This is a genomic window from Phytoamicus setariae (assembly GCF_016722925.1).
Taxonomy (GTDB): Bacteria; Pseudomonadota; Alphaproteobacteria; order Rhizobiales; family Rhizobiaceae; genus Rhizobium_E; species Rhizobium_E setariae.
Genome location: NZ_JAEQNC010000018.1, coordinates 22,880 through 37,626 on the forward strand (window position 1 = coordinate 22,880; position 14,747 = coordinate 37,626).

A 14,747-nucleotide genomic window follows, 5' to 3' on the forward strand; every position below is an offset into this window, starting at 1 on the left:
CGACGCAGACGAACCTATATCTCGATCAGCACTTGCGAATGGGATCACGTCTTGCCACCATCACCGACCAACATCGCCGATGAAGCGATCATTGCCTTCGAAAACCTGGCCGACAAGGCAAGCGGCATTCTCAATCCCTCACTGAGACTGGGCGTGACCGGACTTTCCCGAGCGGGCAAGACGGTGTTCATTTCCGCACTGATCCACAATCTCATTAATGACGGCCGCCTGCCCCTGTTCGAAGCAAAGCGCGCAGGACGGATAAAAGCAGTGCGGCTCGAGGAGCAACCCGACGATGCGGTGCCCCGCTTCCAGTACGAGGATCACATTCGTGCGTTGATCGGCAAGCGGCTATGGCCTGATTCGACAAAGGCGATTTCCGAACTACGGCTGACGATCGAATTCGAGAGCGCCAGCGCCTGGAGCCGGATGTTTTCGGCTGGCAAGCTGTCTATCGATATCGTCGACTACCCTGGCGAATGGCTGATGGACCTGCCGTTGCTGGAGCAGGATTACCGAACTTTCTCGGAAAACGCTGTAAAGCTGGCTTCTACCGGCTCCCGCCGCCCGCTCGGGGCGAACTGGACGGCACTTGCCGCCGGAATCGATCCGGATGCTCCGGCCGATGAAATGAAGGCGCGCGATCTCGCGGTCGCATTCACGGCCTATCTCAAAGCCTGCAAGGATGACAAGCACTCGTTCTCGGCGCTGGCGCCGGGGCGCTTCCTGATGCCCGGCGACCTCGACGGCTCACCTGCACTGACCTTCGCGCCACTGCTGCAGTTTGCCGATGGCAGGCCCGCAAAAGGCAGTTTCCACGCCATGATGGAACGGCGCTACGAGGCCTACAAGACCCATGTGGTCAAACCCTTCTTCCGCGAGCACTTTGCCCGCCTCGACCGCCAGATTGTGCTTGTCGACACGCTTCAGGCAATCAATCGAGGGCCAGAGGCACTTGCAGATCTGGAAAGTGCGCTCGGAGACGTGCTGTCGTCGTTCCGGCCGGGCACCAACTCGTTCCTGTCGTCGTTCTTTACGCGGAAAATCGACCGCGTGCTGGTAGCGGCCACCAAGGCTGATCATCTGCATCACGAAAGCCATGACAGGTTGGAGGCGATTACCAGACGGCTCGTCGATCGCGCGATTGCCAATATCGGGCGCTCCGGTGCCGGTATTGAAGTGCTGGCACTGGCCTCGGTGCGAGCAACGCGAGAGGCATCCGTTACTCGCGATGGCGAAAAGCTTCCCGTCATCGTCGGAACGCCGATCGAGAACGAGGAGATCGGCGGTGAAATTTTCGACGGCGAACGCAAGACAGCCATTTTCCCCGGCGATCTGCCTGAGAATCCCGACATTTTCTTCGACAAGCGTGCTTCGGAGGACTTGCCGAGCATCAATGCGGTCAGATTCCGGCCACCGGAGCTCGAAGACACCGGTGGTGGCATCAAGCTGTCGCTGCCGCATATCCGCCTCGACCGCGCCTTACAATTCCTTATCGGAGACCGGCTGGCATGACCGACGACACCGGAAAAACACGCCGCAAGCCCCAGGCCTTCGCTTTCGAGCCGGAAGCCAAAGGGCTGGAAAAGAAACCCATTGCGAGAACGCCCACCTCGTTTGATGCCAATGTCATCATGACGCCAGACGAGGAGGATCCGTTTCTCTCCGGCAGCGATGTGCCAGCGCTTGAGGTCGCGACGCCTTCGAAAAAGGGGTTCTCTTTCCTCAGCCTGTTCATGGCGGCTTTTGGCGTGCTGCTATCGGCTGCGTTGGGTCTCTGGATCGATGGGCTGATCCGCGACCTGTTCAGCCGGGCGGACTGGCTTGGCTATGCGGCGATAGCCGCCACTGCCCTGGCCGTGTTCGCGGTTCTGGCTATGGCCGCCCGCGAACTCGTGGGCCTTAGGCGCCTCACCTCCGTGCAGGCACTCAAGGCGGAAGCCGAAGTCGCCGCACTCGACCGGCAACCTGCCCACGCACGCGCCGTCGTCGACAGGCTTGTCCGGCTCTCGGTGACAAACCCGGCGACAGCCAAAGGCCGGCAGCGTCTGGCCGCAACCGCCGATGACATCATCGATTCGAAGGGGCTGCTCGACCTTGCAGAACTGGAACTGCTGGAACCGGCAGACCGGCGTGCGCGCCAGCTCGTACTGGCCGCATCCAAGCGCGTATCGATCGTGACAGCCGTCAGTCCACGCGCACTTGTCGATCTTGGCTACGTCCTGTTCGAAGCCACAAAGCTCATCCGCGCGGTCGCCGAAACCTATGGGACCCATCCCGGCAAACTCGGAATGCTGCGGCTGTTCCGCGATGTCATCGCCCATCTGGCAGTCACCGGCTCAATAGCAATTGGCGATGGAATTGTGCAGCAGTTACTCGGGCATGGACTCGCATCAAAGGTATCGGCTCGACTGGGAGAAGGTGTTGTCAATGGATTGATGACGGCGCGCATCGGTATCGCCGCGATGGATCTCTTGCGCCCACTGCCCTTCAAAGCTGTGAAGCGGCCGGGAATTTCCGATTTTATCGGTGATTTGACCGGCACTTCAAGCAACAGCCAATGAAAATGCCTGTTTTACACGGGTGGCATCAACACAACAGTCTGTAAAATTGCGCAGGCTCGCCATACCCTTTAGTAATGTTCTCAATCGACGCGCCATTGCCCAAAGCAGTTAATTGTGTTTAAGAGAAACCCTCCATTAACCATTATCGGCGAAGACTGCCGACAGGTATTGTTTAAGCTCACCGAAGGGAAGCTTCATGTTTTCGCTGTTGAAACCGTCCAATCTCTTGGCAGCCGCATTCGGTGCAGCGCTGCTGGCGACGGCAATGCCGGCTACAGCTGGAAGCCGTGACAAGATCTTCTTCCAGGGCGTGGCCGGCGAATGGAACGGCCCCGGCGAAATCGTTGCCGGCAAGTACAAAGGTACAAAGTTCAACTGCAAGCTGACCGGCGTTCCGGAAGAAAAGAACACCGGGATTACACTTGATGGTTACTGCCGCGTCGGCGTTTTCAAGCAGCCGATGAAGGCTGTCATCAAAGCCGCAGGCCGCAGCTATAAGGGCCAGTTCCTCGATGGCGCCGAAGGTAAGGGCCTCGACATCGTCTCCGGAAATGTTTCCGGCCAGAAGATGGTCGTCGGCATTTCCCGTCAGCGCCTCAACGGTGCGATGATTGCGCGGCTGCAGGGCGAAAATACGATGACCGTAACGATTTCGGTGAAGGTCGAGGATCAGATGATCCCGGTTATTGGCATGAACCTGAACCGCGAAACCGAAGAGATTGCGGTCGGCTCGATCAAGTAGTCGATACGCCAGAAATTCTGACAAAGCCGGGTGCTGAGCCCGGCTTTTTCGTTTCCGGAAGCTGCCTCGTGCAGCATACCAGCAGCACAGCGGGCGTGGACTGCTCGCAGCACCGGAAGAAGATGGCTTAAATCTACGCTGGCCCTATTTCCGAGAACTCGGCTATCGCTGAAAAATCAGAGCCCGTCGTGGGAAACTTTTGACCACCAGTCGCGCGCCTGATCGGCAACTTCGATTCCCGCCTTGTCGGCATCGTCTAGCCAGCCCGTTACGGACCTTCCGTCAATCACGAGATCCGGCGCTATATCGGCGAGAGGCATCAGCACGAAGCCGCGATCCTTCATGCGCGGATGCGGCAGGGTCAACCGTTCGTCGGCGAGAATTTCCCCTTCATAGGCAAGGACATCAATATCAAGGGTGCGGGGGCCCCAGCGTTCCTGGCGGACGCGCTTCATCGCCCGCTCGATATCGAGGCAGAGCTCCAGCAGATCAAACGGAGGGAGGTTTGTCTGCACCGCGGCCGCCGCGTTGAAAAACCAGGCCTGATCGGTCTTGCCCCATGGAGGCGTACGATAGAGCCGCGAAACGGCCACAAGGCTGCAATCGGCAGCCTGGTCCAGCCGCCGCAACGCCTCGCTCATGGATGCGATGGGATCACCGACATTGCCACCAAGACCCAGCCAGGCAGTACGACTGTTGTCACTCACCTGCACGATGCTCGACGCTGACCTGCACATAGTCGAGCACGCCCGCGACCGGTGCATTCGGCTTTCTCAGGGTGATCTTGGCACGACAAATCTGCGGAAACTGTGCTTCCAGCGACTTGGCGATATCGATCGCAAGTGCTTCGATCAGGAAGTATCTCCGACCGGTGACGATCTTCTCGATAACCTTGAAAGCGACACCATAGTCGACCGTGGAATCGAGCGCATCATTCTCAAGAGGGCCGGCCGGCCGCACTTCAAGCTCTGCATCGACGAAGAAGCGCTGGCCCAGTACCTCCTCTTCGTCCATCACGCCGTGACGGGCGAAAAATGCACAGTTGGCAAGGGTAATCGTATAGGTGCCGCTCATGGGTTCTGTTCCTTGCCATGTGTCGAATTTTGGTATTTCAAGCTGGCTTTCAGCATAGCATCCGCGACCAGAAGCGCATCCCTGTTGATTGCGACATCGTGGACACGGAAAACCGCCGCTCCGGCCATACGGGTGATCACGCTGGTCGCCGCGGTTGCAGTATCGCGATCTGGTGCATCGCGCCCGGTTACCGCGCCGAGGAAACGTTTGCGCGATGCCCCGATCAGCAATGGATGCGACAGCTCGAACAACTCGCCGATCCTTGCCATCAGGTCGAAATTGTCGTCGGCGGTTTCCTTGTTGAAGCCAAAGCCGGGATCAAGCAGGATCTGGCTGTCGCGGATCCCCGCAGCAGCGGCAATCGCCAGCGACTGGCGCAGGAACAGGAACTGGTCGGCAATCACATCAGCATGCTTTTCGCGGCCCCTGCCGGTATGCATGACCACCACGCCTGCGCCGCTTTCCGCCACGACCAAAGCGATATCCGGCTCCCGCTGCAGCCCATGGACATCATTGACGATGTGGGCGCCGGCAGCAATCGCACGCCTTGCGGTCTCGGCCCGGTAGGTGTCGATGGAGATGAGCACATCGCTCTGTCGAGCAAGCGCCTCGATGACCGGCAGGACGCGATCCTGTTCTTCCGCAGCGCAGACTGCGGCGGCACCGGGGCGCGTCGATTCTCCACCTATATCAACGATATCCGCACCATCCGCGACCGCCTTCAGCGCGTTTTCAATTGCAAGCTCGGTGGTTGCGTTTGAACCGCCATCGGAAAATGAATCGGGAGTGACGTTCAGGATCGCCATCAGCCGCGCCTTCGGACCCAGGCACAGCGACCGCCCGTGGGCAAGCTGCCAGGAGAACGGGTCGAATGGCGATGGCATGGCGAGTCTCCCCCTCTGTTTGGGTTTTTCTGCAGATTGCATATTGCGAAGCGCCAGACAATGTCCCTAGTATATTTTGACGCTGAGCGGAGGATCAGATGACACAATCAAACCTTTTCCGGCGTTCGGCGAAACTGTCGCTTCTGCTCTGCCTTGCCGCTTGCCTGTGCGTGCCGACAAACTCTTCCGCCGAGACGATCATCCGGAAAACAACGAGCTATTTTTCGATCGGAGGCCGGACAGCCGCCGATCTCGATCGGGAAATGAGCCGCCGTGGCCCGCGGTCGAAGACGACAGGCCTCCACCATCCGGGTGTAACCGAAATACGCTTTGCCGGCGCGGCCACGTTCGTGACCAAAGGCCACTCGTGCCGTGTCGGCGGAGCAAAGGTGACATTATCCACCAAGCTGATGCTGCCACGCTGGAAGAACCGTCGCAAAGCCGACCCGACCCTTGCCCTCGCCTGGGATACTCTCTCCTCGGATATCAAGCGACATGAGGAGCGGCATGCCGAAATCGCCCGCAACCATGCGCGCAAGCTTGAGCGCGAAATTCTGGCGCTGGCGCCGGCGCGAGATTGCGCAACGCTGAAGGCGAAGGTCAACAAGATCTCGCAAAAGGTAATGGATGATCACGACAAGGATCAGCAGCGATTCGACAGGATCGAAACCGCCAACTTCGAGAATCGCATGATGCGCCTGCTGAAATATCGCATCGCGAGCAATCCATCGGAATAGTTCCGCCGCCAACAGGGCAATATTCACAACCTGAGAATGCGGATCGCGATGCGGATTCGCAACTTGCGCGAAGCTTGCGGCAAATCCTGTTAATTAACCGATGAGAACTGCGGATTGCACTTGCGCACTTCCTAAACTACTGTCCATCATAGCAATTACAGATGGCATAGACGTCATGGCTTAGACAGTCAGATGTAGTTGTTCGGTGGTTTCCCTAGGCGCATAAAGTAGCTGCAGGTGTCTCCTCCCTCGCCTGTATGGCAATGCGTCTATCTAGCCTCGCTCATCCTTCAAGAGAGCGAGGCTTTTTTTGTCCGCTTTTCAGGCTTGTCAGCCCTGTTTTTCCGGCACGTGAATAACCAGACCATCCAGGTCGCTGGTCATTCTGATTTGACATGAGAGCCGCGACGTCGGCCGGACATCGTAGGCGAAGTCCAGCATATCCTCTTCCATCGGATCCGGCTTGCCGGCGGTTTCGGCAAAAGCATCATCGACATACACATGACAGGTTGCACAGGCACATGCACCGCCGCATTCCGCGACGATGCCGGCTATCGAATGACGGACAGCGTTTTCCATGACTGTAGAGCCGGCGCTCGCTTCCATCTCGTGGCGCGTGCCGTCGAATTCGACAATTGTAAGTTTGGGCATTTACTGAAAGTTCCACTGAATTAGACTGGGAAGCGTTTTCCACGAATTTGCCGGGCCCGTCAACTCGACGAAGCGACGCGGTCTCGCCTGAACACGTTATTGCTACTGTTGTGAAAATCTTGGCGCGTCGCTGGCTGCCCCTTGCCTTGGGCACGGAAGCATGACAGCCTAATGGGCGATGGTGCTGTTGCCAAGAAGACGGGCAGCGGCTGAAAAGGGAATACGGTAGGGACTACCCATCAGGGACCCGATCCGTGGCTGCCCCCGCAACTGTAAGCGGATAGCCTGTTTGCGATATACCACTGGCGTGAGCCGGGAAGGTGCAGACAGGCAAAGACCCGCGAGCCAGGAGACCTGCCATCGAAACCGAAACCGCAACGGACGGGGTGTTCCGATGGAAAATTCATGGCTTGTCGAGGCGCGCACCTGTGCGCAATCGCTATTCATGCACATTTTGCCTCCGGCTATCGCCCCTGGAGGCCAATCATGGAAGAATCCCGCCCACGCAGCCATGCGGTAGTCCTGCATGCAAGCTGCAGCTATCACGGCAAGCCCTGCCTCCCCGGCATAAGGTTGATCGACTCCATGATGGAGGCGACCGCTTCACTCGGTACCGTGCTGCCTGAGGATTTTGGCCTTCAGGCATCGGTCGACATCGAGGGATGCCCACGCCGCTGCCAGCTCGTGGTCTCAGCCGAAGGGCGTTCTGCGTCGGTCTTTTGTGGCAGCGAGATGCTCGCCGAAGCCAGCAGCAGCCGTGCGATTCGTTACGCTACCGCCCTTCCGGACCCGAGCGACGTTGCCCGCAGTCCGCTGGTGCGCCACGGCCGATGAGGTTCTGACATGTCCTGCACGACAACGGGTATCGGCATCGACGCAAGAGGCATCGGCTGGGCGGCGAAAGGCAATCGGTGGCTGATCGAGGATATCAGCTTTTCGCTGCGGCCGGGCGAAAGGCTGGCGATCGTCGGTCCGAATGGCGCTGGCAAAACCACGCTGTTGCGCTGCCTCTACAGGGGGCTCAAACCGCGCCTCGGGACCGTGGCGCTCGACGGAGCAGACATCTGGCAGATGAGCGCTACCGAAGTCGCACGCTGCGTTGCAGTCGTACTGCAGGAATCGCCGGCCGCGTTTCCTTTCAGCGTCCGCGATATCGTTTTCATGGGGCGTATTCCCTGGCGTCGCGGCAAGGCGCACTGGTCCCAGATCGACCGCGAACAGACCGAACATGCGCTCGAGCACCTCGGCCTGACCTCACTTGCACAACGCCGGTTCGCAACGCTTTCGGGTGGTGAACAGCAACGCGTTCTCGTCGCGCGGGCCTTGGCTCAGGAGCCGCGGCTGCTGATCCTCGATGAACCCTCCAACCACCTCGATATCCGCCACCAGCTGGAAATCCTCGATCTGCTGAAGGGGCTCGGCATCACCATCATCACCACGTTGCACGACCTCAACCTCGCTGCCGATTTCGCGACTTCGGTGCTGATCATGCACGATGGACGGATGCTGGCCAGCGGCCGGCCGGAAGCGGTGTTGACCTCCGAAATGGTCTCCAATGCCTTCGGCGTCACTGCCCAGTTGTCTCAGCCAGGCAGCGAGGCTGCCAGTCGCTTCACATTTTCCCTCAATTCCCATTCAGGAGATTAATTACATGAGACTTTTCATCACGAGCACCACAGCCGCCATGATTTTGGCGCTTGCCGGCACCGCCTCCGCTGCCCCCGTCACCGTGACGAGTTGCAACCGGCAAGTCGAGTTCGATTCCATCCCGCAGCGCGCAGTCTCCAACGACGTCAACCTGACCGAAATGATGCTGGCTCTGAAGCTGCAGGACCACATGGTGGGCTACACCGGCGTCTCCGGCTGGAAGACGCTGGATGAGAAGCTGCGCGCTGGCGTCAAGCAATTGCCGGAACTCTCGGCCAAATATCCCAGCAAGGAAGTGTTGCTGAACGCCGATGCCGACTTCTTCTTTGCCGGCTGGAATTACGGCATGAAGGTCGGTGGCGAAGTCACGCCGGAAACCCTCGAACCGCTCGGCGTCAAGGTGTACGAACTGACGGAATCCTGCATTCACATCATGGGCCGCGACAAGCCGTCGATGGACGACATGTATGTGGACCTGCTCAATCTCGGCAAGATCTTTCGGGTGGAGGAGCGCGCCAAAGCGCTCGTCGACGGCTACAAGAGCCAACTCGCGAGCATTCAAGCCAGCGCAAACGGAAGTGCAAGCCCCGTCCGTGTGTTCGTCTACGATTCGGGCGAGGAAAAGCCGTTCACCTCCGGCCGGTTCGGTATTCCGACAGCGATGATCGAGGCCGCCGGCGGAACCAACATTGTCGACGACGTCGCCAAGAGCTGGACGGAAGTATCATGGGAACCGGTGATCGAGCGCAACCCTGAAGTGATCGTCATCGTCAACTACGGCGAGGTGACGGCCGAACAGAAGATCGCCTTCATGAAGAACAACCCGGCATTTGCAAACATCGACGCCGTGAAGAACGACCGATTCGTCGTGCTTGAATATATCGAGGCGACACCAGGCCCTCGCAACATCGATGCGATCGGGCGGCTCGCCAAGGCCTTTCACGCCAGGGCCATGTAGGTTGCCGCCTCCAACTGGCACCATTGTGCGGGGCGCGCCTGATGCCCCGCCTGTCCGGCACCTCAGCCATTCCTACGAAAGCCTTCCATGGAACGAATCATCCGCAGCATTGCATACCTCCAAAATCCATCGCGGATCGATTCGGGCACCAGCATCCGTGGCATGCTGCTGGCCACAGCATTGCTCGTCAGCTTCCTTCTGTCCGTAACGGCCGGGGTGTCGTTTGGCGCGGTGTCGATCCCCTTTCAGACTGTGTGGCAGATCGTCATCAACAAACTGGTGCCGGCCACATTTGACCCTGTGTGGTCTGCCGGTCGCGAGAGCATCGTCTGGGACGTGCGGTTGCCACGCGTGATTCTCGCCGCATGCGTGGGCGGCGGGCTGGCCGTCACCGGGGCTGTACTTCAAGCGCTGACACGCAATCCGCTGGCCGATCCGCATCTGCTGGGTATTTCTTCGGGCGCCGCTTTCGGAGCGATTCTCGCTCTGCTGCATACGGGCCTGTTTCTCGGGTTGATAACCGTGCCGCTGTTTGCCTTCGGCGGCGCATTGGTGGCAACCGCAATCGTACCGCTGGTGGTGTATGCCACGCGCTCGACCGAGGCGGACCGGCTCGTTCTCGCCGGCGTCGCCGTCGCGTTCATCTTCACGGCGCTGAGCAATCTGCTGGTGTTCCTCGGCGACCCACGCGCGGCCAATAGCGTGGTGTTCTGGATGCTGGGCGGGCTCGGCCTTGCCCAATGGCAACACCTGGCCTATCCGGCGGCGGCACTGTTTGTCTCGCTGCTGGTCATCCTGCCCAATGCCCGCCCGCTTAATGCCCTGGCGATGGGTGACGAGACGGCAGCAACGCTCGGCATAGCCGTCGGACGCCTGCGCGTGCTGCTGTTTATCGTGACTGCACTGCTGACCGGCGTGATGGTGGCGTTTTCAGGGGCGATCGGCTTCATCGGACTGATGGTGCCGCACATTGTCAGAATGTTTGCAGGAAGCGACAACGCAACTGTCCTGCCGTTGTCGGCCTATCTCGGCGCCATCGTACTGATCTGGGCCGATCTTACGGCACGGCTGATCGCGGCACCGGAAGACCTGCCGATCGGCATCGTGACGGGCCTTGCCGGAGGCCTGACCTTCATACTGGTGATGCGGAAATCATAGCCGGACAGCAAATGAGAAATTTTAGCCGTGCTCTGGTCAGATTGGGCGCCCAGACAGCATGCAATGCGTCGATGGGAAGGCGAAGGCGCATCAACAAGCAGGAGGCAAATGCGTCCGCATACGCTTACTAAGCAAACAACTGGAAAGCTGAGGGGAAACAGAAAGTCTCAATGACTTCAATCAGTTCAATGGTCGGAGTGGAGAGATTCGAACTCCCGACCCTCTGGTCCCAAACCAGATGCGCTACCAGGCTGCGCTACACTCCGTCCAACTGATTGGCGCTGGATACACGCTTCGTTATGCCACCGCAACAGTTAAATGTGACATTCCGTGGATATGCATAGCATTTCTATTGCGGCGGCGCTGCGCGCGAAATTGTGGCGCTTTTGACCATATCCCCTGCCCTGATACCCTGCTCGGCTGCCGCTCCGCCATTGAGCTCAAGCACGAATCGCACCGGTTGCCGCGAATCGATGATGTTTTCAGAAAGAGGCTGCCGGTCTGGCTGGATGAGCTCAATGCGGCCACTCTCAGAAATGAACAGCATGTCGAGCGGCAGATAGGTGTTCTTCATCCACATATAGACGAGGCGGCTCTCGCCGAAGTCGAACAACATGCCGCGGTCACTGGCCATCTCCTTGCGGTTCATCAGACCGAGGCTGCGCTCCGCTTCGGTTGTCGCCAGTTCGACCGTAAATTGCTGCACTTTGCCCGCGGCGGTGCGAATCTCCAGCGATTCGGTGCGAAACTCGCCGGCATGGGACATGGTGGCTGGGGCCAGAATGCAAAAGAGCGCCACAAAGGCGCCCTTCATCAACTCGAACCGATGCTTCCGCATCAATGCGCCCGATTGACCGGGTTGACGATATCTGGGTGGATCTCCGCCGCCATTAGCCCCTTGTCACCGTCGCCGAACCGAATGAGGACGCTTTGGCCGGGACGCAGTTCGGTAATCCCGTAACGCCGCAGTGTCTCCATGTGAACGAAGATGTCTTCGGTCCCCTCACCGCGCGTCAGGAAGCCAAACCCCTTCGTGCGGTTGAACCATTTGACGAGAACGCGCTCAAGCCCGCTCGACGGCGTCACCTGGACGTGGGTGCGTACTGGCGGCATCTGCGATGGATGCACAGCCGTGGACGTGTCCATGGAGAGGATGCGAAAAGCCTGAAAACCGCGATCTCGGCGCTGGATCAGCGCCACGACCCGCGTACCTTCGAGAACCGTCTGATAGCCGTCCCTGCGCAAGCAGGTCACGTGCAGAAGAACGTCGGCCGTACCGTTGTCAGGAATGATGAAGCCGAAGCCTTTCGCTACATCGAACCATTTGATTACACCGGTGATCTCGACCAAATCGACCGGCTCAACGGGCATCTCCTCAAAGAGGGAAAATTCTTTAGAAGAAATCCTGTCCGCCATACTGTCTTGCCCCTTTACGCACCACAAACCTGGTTAACTGATTCTTCATTTGCGAGATTAACATCCCGAAATGAAACATATGCAAGTCCTAGCTGTTATAATCCTGTGCGGAAATTGCTGACACAAATGGCTTGCCTCAAGCTGGCTTTGTGTCCAGATATGAGGCAGTTCACATCAATATGAGGAATTACAATGCGTTATCTTCACACGATGGTTCGCGTCAAAAACGTCGATGACGCGCTCGATTTCTATTGCAACAAATTTGGCATGCAGGAGGTCCGTCGAATCGAGAATCAGGCCGGACGTTTCACCCTGATCTTCCTCGCCGCGCCCGATGACATGGAAGCCGCCAAGGCCGGATCGGCGCCGACTCTGGAGCTCACCTACAACTGGGATACGGAAGACTATACGGGCGGCCGCAACTTCGGCCACCTCGCCTACGAGGTCGACGACATCTATGCGCTTTGCGCCAGCCTGCAGAACAAGGGCGTCATCATCAATCGCCCGCCACGTGACGGCCGCATGGCGTTCATCCGTTCACCTGATGGAATCTCCATAGAGATCCTGCAAAAGGGCGAAGCCCTTGCGCCAGCCGAGCCCTGGGCTTCGATGGCCAACACCGGCGCCTGGTAAGCCGGCAAACACATTTCCGACATCAAAAAGTACGATTTATTGCGGCGATTCATGCTTTCGCCGCAATTTGTTTTCACACAAGCTCCGGGGACTATCCAGCATTCTGACGCCGATTCGACCCGGTCCACCACACCAGTGCCATCACGGAAATCTGACGGCTGTTTACATTTCGCGAGCGCTTCAGTAAAAATGCCGCGCCGGAACACCTTAAAAGACAACAATTGCGGGGAACAGTAGTTGCGAGTTGACCGGATACCATCATCCAATCTGAAAGTGTGTCTGCGCGCTTCATTGCTTGCCGCGACCATCTTCGGGCTCCATGGATGCATGTCTTCGCCGGCTGACCAACTCGCCTCTGTCAAAGCAACGCCCACCAATCAGCTTGCAACCGCACAAGACAATCTCGCCCAGCAGCAATCAACGGCGACGTTCTCGGGTCAATCGGATATCGCAAGCCAAGCCGCCGCAGATGCCAATTCGCTGAATTCAGCCGCAGTCGACGATTTCGGCAACGCGGACACGGGCCAGCAGCTTGCGGCACAGAAAAACATAGCAGCAACGAAAAGCAGCATATTTTCCACCGCCGATGGCGCTGTCGTGCTCCAGCCGACGAACCAGCTGCCTGTCGCGGTCAACGCACTGCAGGGCGACCAGGGCGCATCCCAGACGCTAAACGCGTCACAGAACAGCATCTATGCTGGCGGCGTGCCCGTTGTTGCTCGTGATATGGCGGCCATCCCGCTGCCCAACGCCTCGGCCGTGGCGGAGGTTCAGGACCTTGCACTTGCCGGCATGCCGATTCCTGCCGAAATGCAGGTTGCCTCGGCAGATGTCTTCGCTCCGATCGGCCAAGGAAATCCCGTCGTCACCAATGCGGCGATAGATCAGACGCCGCAGACGGCAAACAGAACCGACGAAGCAGCCGTGCAAGCATCTGGAGTCCAGCCGACCGAGAAGGTCGTAAAGAAGTCCCGGACGCTTGCCGATTTCTTCCGCAAGAAGACCGAGACGGCGTCCTTCGACAATGATCGATTCGGCCAGAAGCGGACGCGCGAAATCAATACGGCCGCAATTCCAAACATGCGCACGGCGGCACTCGCTGACGACTCATTGCCAGGTGTTAACACCAACGCGATGCTGTCGGTCGGGAACATAGCCAACGACGAAGGGCATGAGGACGATGACGACGCTCCCGGCCTTATGAAGCTTGCTTCGCTTTCGGGCATGACCCGAGTCGCCCCGAACGGCATATGGACGCAGACCGACCAGGTCGAAGTCCGATGCCTTCGTCCCCAGCTCGTCAGCATGCTGCAACAGGTCGAAAAACATTACCGCCGTCCGGTCGTGGTGACTTCAGGCTTCCGTGACGTGGGTCACAATCGCCGCGCTGGTGGCGTGCGTCATTCGCTGCATACACTGTGCGCCGCTGCCGACATCCAGATCGAGGGCGTCTCGAAGTGGGAACTCGCCGACTATCTACGCTCCATTCCCGGTCGCGGCGGCGTCGGCACCTATTGCCACACCGATTCCGTTCACATCGATATTGGCGGCGAGCGCGACTGGAACTGGCGCTGCCGGCGCAAGAAGTTCCGCCGGGGCTGACCGCTATTCCCGACGCGCTATAGGCGTACCCCGCGTTGCACCGCGCAGGGCTGGACGATTGCGGTTGACCTGCAGCGAGATCGTTTCATTTTCAGATATTGCGACAGCAGCAATGTTTGTGCTCGCGTCCACTCCCCTCTTAACGGCATGATTCTATTAGATTCTCCCCCTGCGGCAGGCTTTTCCACATGCTTGTCATTTTTTTGAAACATCGAGCAATTTTGGGCTTGCGGAGCCAAATCAAGCTGTCTATATAGCCCTCAACGAAGCGACACGCGCCCTTCGTCTATCGGTTAGGACACCAGATTTTCATTCTGGGAAGAGGGGTTCGACTCCCCTAGGGCGTGCCACCTCCTCACAATTTTCAGTCATAGATTCACAAGCCCTCACAAGGGCTTGCAGGCGTTTGCTCTTGCACCGCTTAAAATCGGTGGGCCTCCAAAAAAAATCGAATTTTGTGCAAAAAAGTGCAATTCGCCGCTTGCTAGAATCTAAAGCGCTGACTATAAGGCAGCCACCACGAAGGAAGCGCCCTTCGTCTATCGGTTAGGACACCAGATTTTCATTCTGGGAAGAGGGGTTCGACTCCCCTAGGGCGTGCCACTTCCACTTGCTTTTACCTTCTATTGGTCAGACGTATTTGCGAGCGCGACAAGGTCGACGCTTGATGGTGTTTAAGCT

15 protein-coding genes, 3 tRNA genes, 1 pseudogene and 1 riboswitch are annotated in these 14,747 nt (G+C 58.4%); of the genes and pseudogenes, 12 read left to right on the forward strand and 7 right to left on the reverse strand.

Annotated features, from left to right (window positions below):
• The first annotated feature begins 51 nt into the window (after positions 1-51).
• From JJB09_RS23765 to JJB09_RS23775, 3 genes are all read left to right on the forward strand, one after another.
• Entirely contained in the window at positions 52-1,515 is a 1,464-nt protein-coding gene (locus JJB09_RS23765; RefSeq protein WP_201663588.1) for a YcjX family GTP-binding protein, read from the forward strand.
• A complete protein-coding gene (locus JJB09_RS23770; protein ID WP_201663589.1) occupies positions 1,512-2,564 on the forward strand; it encodes a YcjF family protein in 1,053 nt (350 codons plus the stop codon). Before JJB09_RS23765 ends, JJB09_RS23770 begins: the two co-directional genes overlap by 4 nt.
• Positions 2,565-2,760: 196 nt before the next feature.
• On the forward strand, positions 2,761-3,306 hold the full coding sequence (locus tag JJB09_RS23775) for a hypothetical protein (RefSeq protein ID WP_201663590.1): 546 nt from the start codon (positions 2,761-2,763) through the stop codon (positions 3,304-3,306).
• A 176-nt stretch (positions 3,307-3,482) separates the two neighbouring features.
• On the opposite strand, the gene folK is transcribed toward JJB09_RS23775, so the two are convergent.
• The 3 genes from folK to folP are packed head-to-tail and all read right to left on the reverse strand — an operon-like array spanning position 3,483 to position 5,264.
• A complete protein-coding gene (folK, locus tag JJB09_RS23780; RefSeq protein ID WP_246748931.1) occupies positions 3,483-4,043 on the reverse strand; it encodes a 2-amino-4-hydroxy-6-hydroxymethyldihydropteridine diphosphokinase in 561 nt (186 codons plus the stop codon).
• Positions 4,006-4,380: a dihydroneopterin aldolase gene (gene folB, locus JJB09_RS23785; protein ID WP_201663592.1), complete on the reverse strand. Its 375-nt coding sequence runs from the start codon at positions 4,378-4,380 to the stop codon at positions 4,006-4,008. The genes folK and folB overlap by 38 nt, the downstream gene beginning before the upstream one ends.
• Positions 4,377-5,264, reverse strand: a complete 888-nt coding sequence (gene folP / locus JJB09_RS23790; protein WP_201663593.1) for a dihydropteroate synthase — start codon at positions 5,262-5,264, stop codon at positions 4,377-4,379. The genes folB and folP overlap by 4 nt, the downstream gene beginning before the upstream one ends.
• Positions 5,265-5,362: 98 nt before the next feature.
• Here folP and JJB09_RS23795 point away from each other — a divergent pair, with 98 nt between their 5' ends.
• Positions 5,363-6,001, forward strand: a complete 639-nt coding sequence (locus JJB09_RS23795) for a DUF922 domain-containing Zn-dependent protease (RefSeq protein WP_201663594.1) — start codon at positions 5,363-5,365, stop codon at positions 5,999-6,001.
• Positions 6,002-6,331: 330 nt separating this feature from the next.
• Here JJB09_RS23795 and JJB09_RS23800 read toward each other — a convergent pair whose 3' ends face one another.
• Positions 6,332-6,652 (reverse strand): 2Fe-2S iron-sulfur cluster-binding protein, encoded by a 321-nt coding sequence (locus tag JJB09_RS23800; RefSeq protein WP_201663595.1) that lies wholly within the window; start codon positions 6,650-6,652, stop codon positions 6,332-6,334.
• A 162-nt stretch (positions 6,653-6,814) separates the two neighbouring features.
• Positions 6,815-7,028, forward strand: a riboswitch (cobalamin riboswitch).
• 110 nt (positions 7,029-7,138) lie between these two features.
• On the opposite strand from JJB09_RS23800, the gene JJB09_RS23805 reads away from it, so the two are divergent.
• The 4 genes and pseudogenes from JJB09_RS23805 (at position 7,139) to JJB09_RS23820 (ending at position 10,415) form a co-directional block, all read left to right on the forward strand.
• Positions 7,139-7,486: a hypothetical protein gene (locus JJB09_RS23805; RefSeq protein WP_201663596.1), complete on the forward strand. Its 348-nt coding sequence runs from the start codon at positions 7,139-7,141 to the stop codon at positions 7,484-7,486.
• A 96-nt stretch (positions 7,487-7,582) separates the two neighbouring features.
• Positions 7,583-8,299 (forward strand): annotated as a pseudogene (locus tag JJB09_RS23810) (ABC transporter ATP-binding protein); the annotation flags it as partial.
• Positions 8,300-8,303: 4 nt separating this feature from the next.
• On the forward strand, positions 8,304-9,257 hold the full coding sequence (locus JJB09_RS23815) for an ABC transporter substrate-binding protein (RefSeq protein WP_201663598.1): 954 nt from the start codon (positions 8,304-8,306) through the stop codon (positions 9,255-9,257).
• Positions 9,258-9,419: 162 nt separating this feature from the next.
• The gene (locus tag JJB09_RS23820; protein WP_201663663.1) at positions 9,420-10,415 is read left to right on the forward strand and encodes a FecCD family ABC transporter permease; all 996 of its coding nucleotides are present in this window, start codon (positions 9,420-9,422) and stop codon (positions 10,413-10,415) included.
• 189 nt (positions 10,416-10,604) lie between these two features.
• Here the strand turns inward: JJB09_RS23820 and JJB09_RS23825 are convergent.
• The 3 genes from JJB09_RS23825 to JJB09_RS23835 form a co-directional block, all read right to left on the reverse strand.
• A tRNA-Pro gene (locus JJB09_RS23825) sits at positions 10,605-10,681 on the reverse strand.
• An 83-nt stretch (positions 10,682-10,764) separates the two neighbouring features.
• Entirely contained in the window at positions 10,765-11,253 is a 489-nt protein-coding gene (locus JJB09_RS23830; protein ID WP_201663599.1) for a DUF192 domain-containing protein, read from the reverse strand.
• A complete protein-coding gene (locus JJB09_RS23835) occupies positions 11,253-11,831 on the reverse strand; it encodes a cold-shock protein (RefSeq protein WP_201663600.1) in 579 nt (192 codons plus the stop codon). Before JJB09_RS23835 ends, JJB09_RS23830 begins: the two co-directional genes overlap by 1 nt.
• Before the next feature lie 192 nt (positions 11,832-12,023).
• Here JJB09_RS23835 and gloA point away from each other — a divergent pair, with 192 nt between their 5' ends.
• From gloA to JJB09_RS23855, 4 genes are all read left to right on the forward strand, one after another.
• A complete protein-coding gene (gene gloA, locus JJB09_RS23840) occupies positions 12,024-12,464 on the forward strand; it encodes a lactoylglutathione lyase (protein WP_201663601.1) in 441 nt (146 codons plus the stop codon).
• A 327-nt stretch (positions 12,465-12,791) separates the two neighbouring features.
• Positions 12,792-14,066 (forward strand): YcbK family protein, encoded by a 1,275-nt coding sequence (locus JJB09_RS23845; RefSeq protein WP_201663602.1) that lies wholly within the window; start codon positions 12,792-12,794, stop codon positions 14,064-14,066.
• A gap of 275 nt (positions 14,067-14,341) precedes the next feature.
• Positions 14,342-14,416 (forward strand) — tRNA-Glu (locus tag JJB09_RS23850).
• Between the two features lie 178 nt (positions 14,417-14,594).
• Positions 14,595-14,669, forward strand: a tRNA-Glu gene (locus JJB09_RS23855).
• The last annotated feature ends 78 nt before the right edge of the window (positions 14,670-14,747 follow it).

Excerpts from the sequence above, each read along its gene's own strand:
- JJB09_RS23805 (WP_201663596.1), top strand. The coding sequence starts at position 7,139 with ATGGAAGAATCCCGCCCACGCAGCCATGCGGTAGTCCTGCATGCAAGC.
- JJB09_RS23830 (WP_201663599.1), bottom strand. The coding sequence starts at position 11,253 with ATGCGGAAGCATCGGTTCGAGTTGATGAAGGGCGCCTTTGTGGCGCTC.
- JJB09_RS23795 (WP_201663594.1), top strand. The coding sequence starts at position 5,363 with ATGACACAATCAAACCTTTTCCGGCGTTCGGCGAAACTGTCGCTTCTG.
- JJB09_RS23835 (WP_201663600.1), bottom strand. The coding sequence starts at position 11,831 with ATGGCGGACAGGATTTCTTCTAAAGAATTTTCCCTCTTTGAGGAGATG.
- JJB09_RS23770 (WP_201663589.1), top strand. The coding sequence starts at position 1,512 with ATGACCGACGACACCGGAAAAACACGCCGCAAGCCCCAGGCCTTCGCT.
- folK (WP_246748931.1), bottom strand. The coding sequence starts at position 4,043 with ATGTGCAGGTCAGCGTCGAGCATCGTGCAGGTGAGTGACAACAGTCGT.
- folP (WP_201663593.1), bottom strand. The coding sequence starts at position 5,264 with ATGCCATCGCCATTCGACCCGTTCTCCTGGCAGCTTGCCCACGGGCGG.
- JJB09_RS23775 (WP_201663590.1), top strand. The coding sequence starts at position 2,761 with ATGTTTTCGCTGTTGAAACCGTCCAATCTCTTGGCAGCCGCATTCGGT.
- gloA (WP_201663601.1), top strand. The coding sequence starts at position 12,024 with ATGCGTTATCTTCACACGATGGTTCGCGTCAAAAACGTCGATGACGCG.
- folB (WP_201663592.1), bottom strand. The coding sequence starts at position 4,380 with ATGAGCGGCACCTATACGATTACCCTTGCCAACTGTGCATTTTTCGCC.
- JJB09_RS23820 (WP_201663663.1), top strand. The coding sequence starts at position 9,420 with ATGCTGCTGGCCACAGCATTGCTCGTCAGCTTCCTTCTGTCCGTAACG.
- JJB09_RS23800 (WP_201663595.1), bottom strand. The coding sequence starts at position 6,652 with ATGCCCAAACTTACAATTGTCGAATTCGACGGCACGCGCCACGAGATG.
- JJB09_RS23845 (WP_201663602.1), top strand. The coding sequence starts at position 12,792 with ATGTCTTCGCCGGCTGACCAACTCGCCTCTGTCAAAGCAACGCCCACC.
- JJB09_RS23815 (WP_201663598.1), top strand. The coding sequence starts at position 8,304 with ATGAGACTTTTCATCACGAGCACCACAGCCGCCATGATTTTGGCGCTT.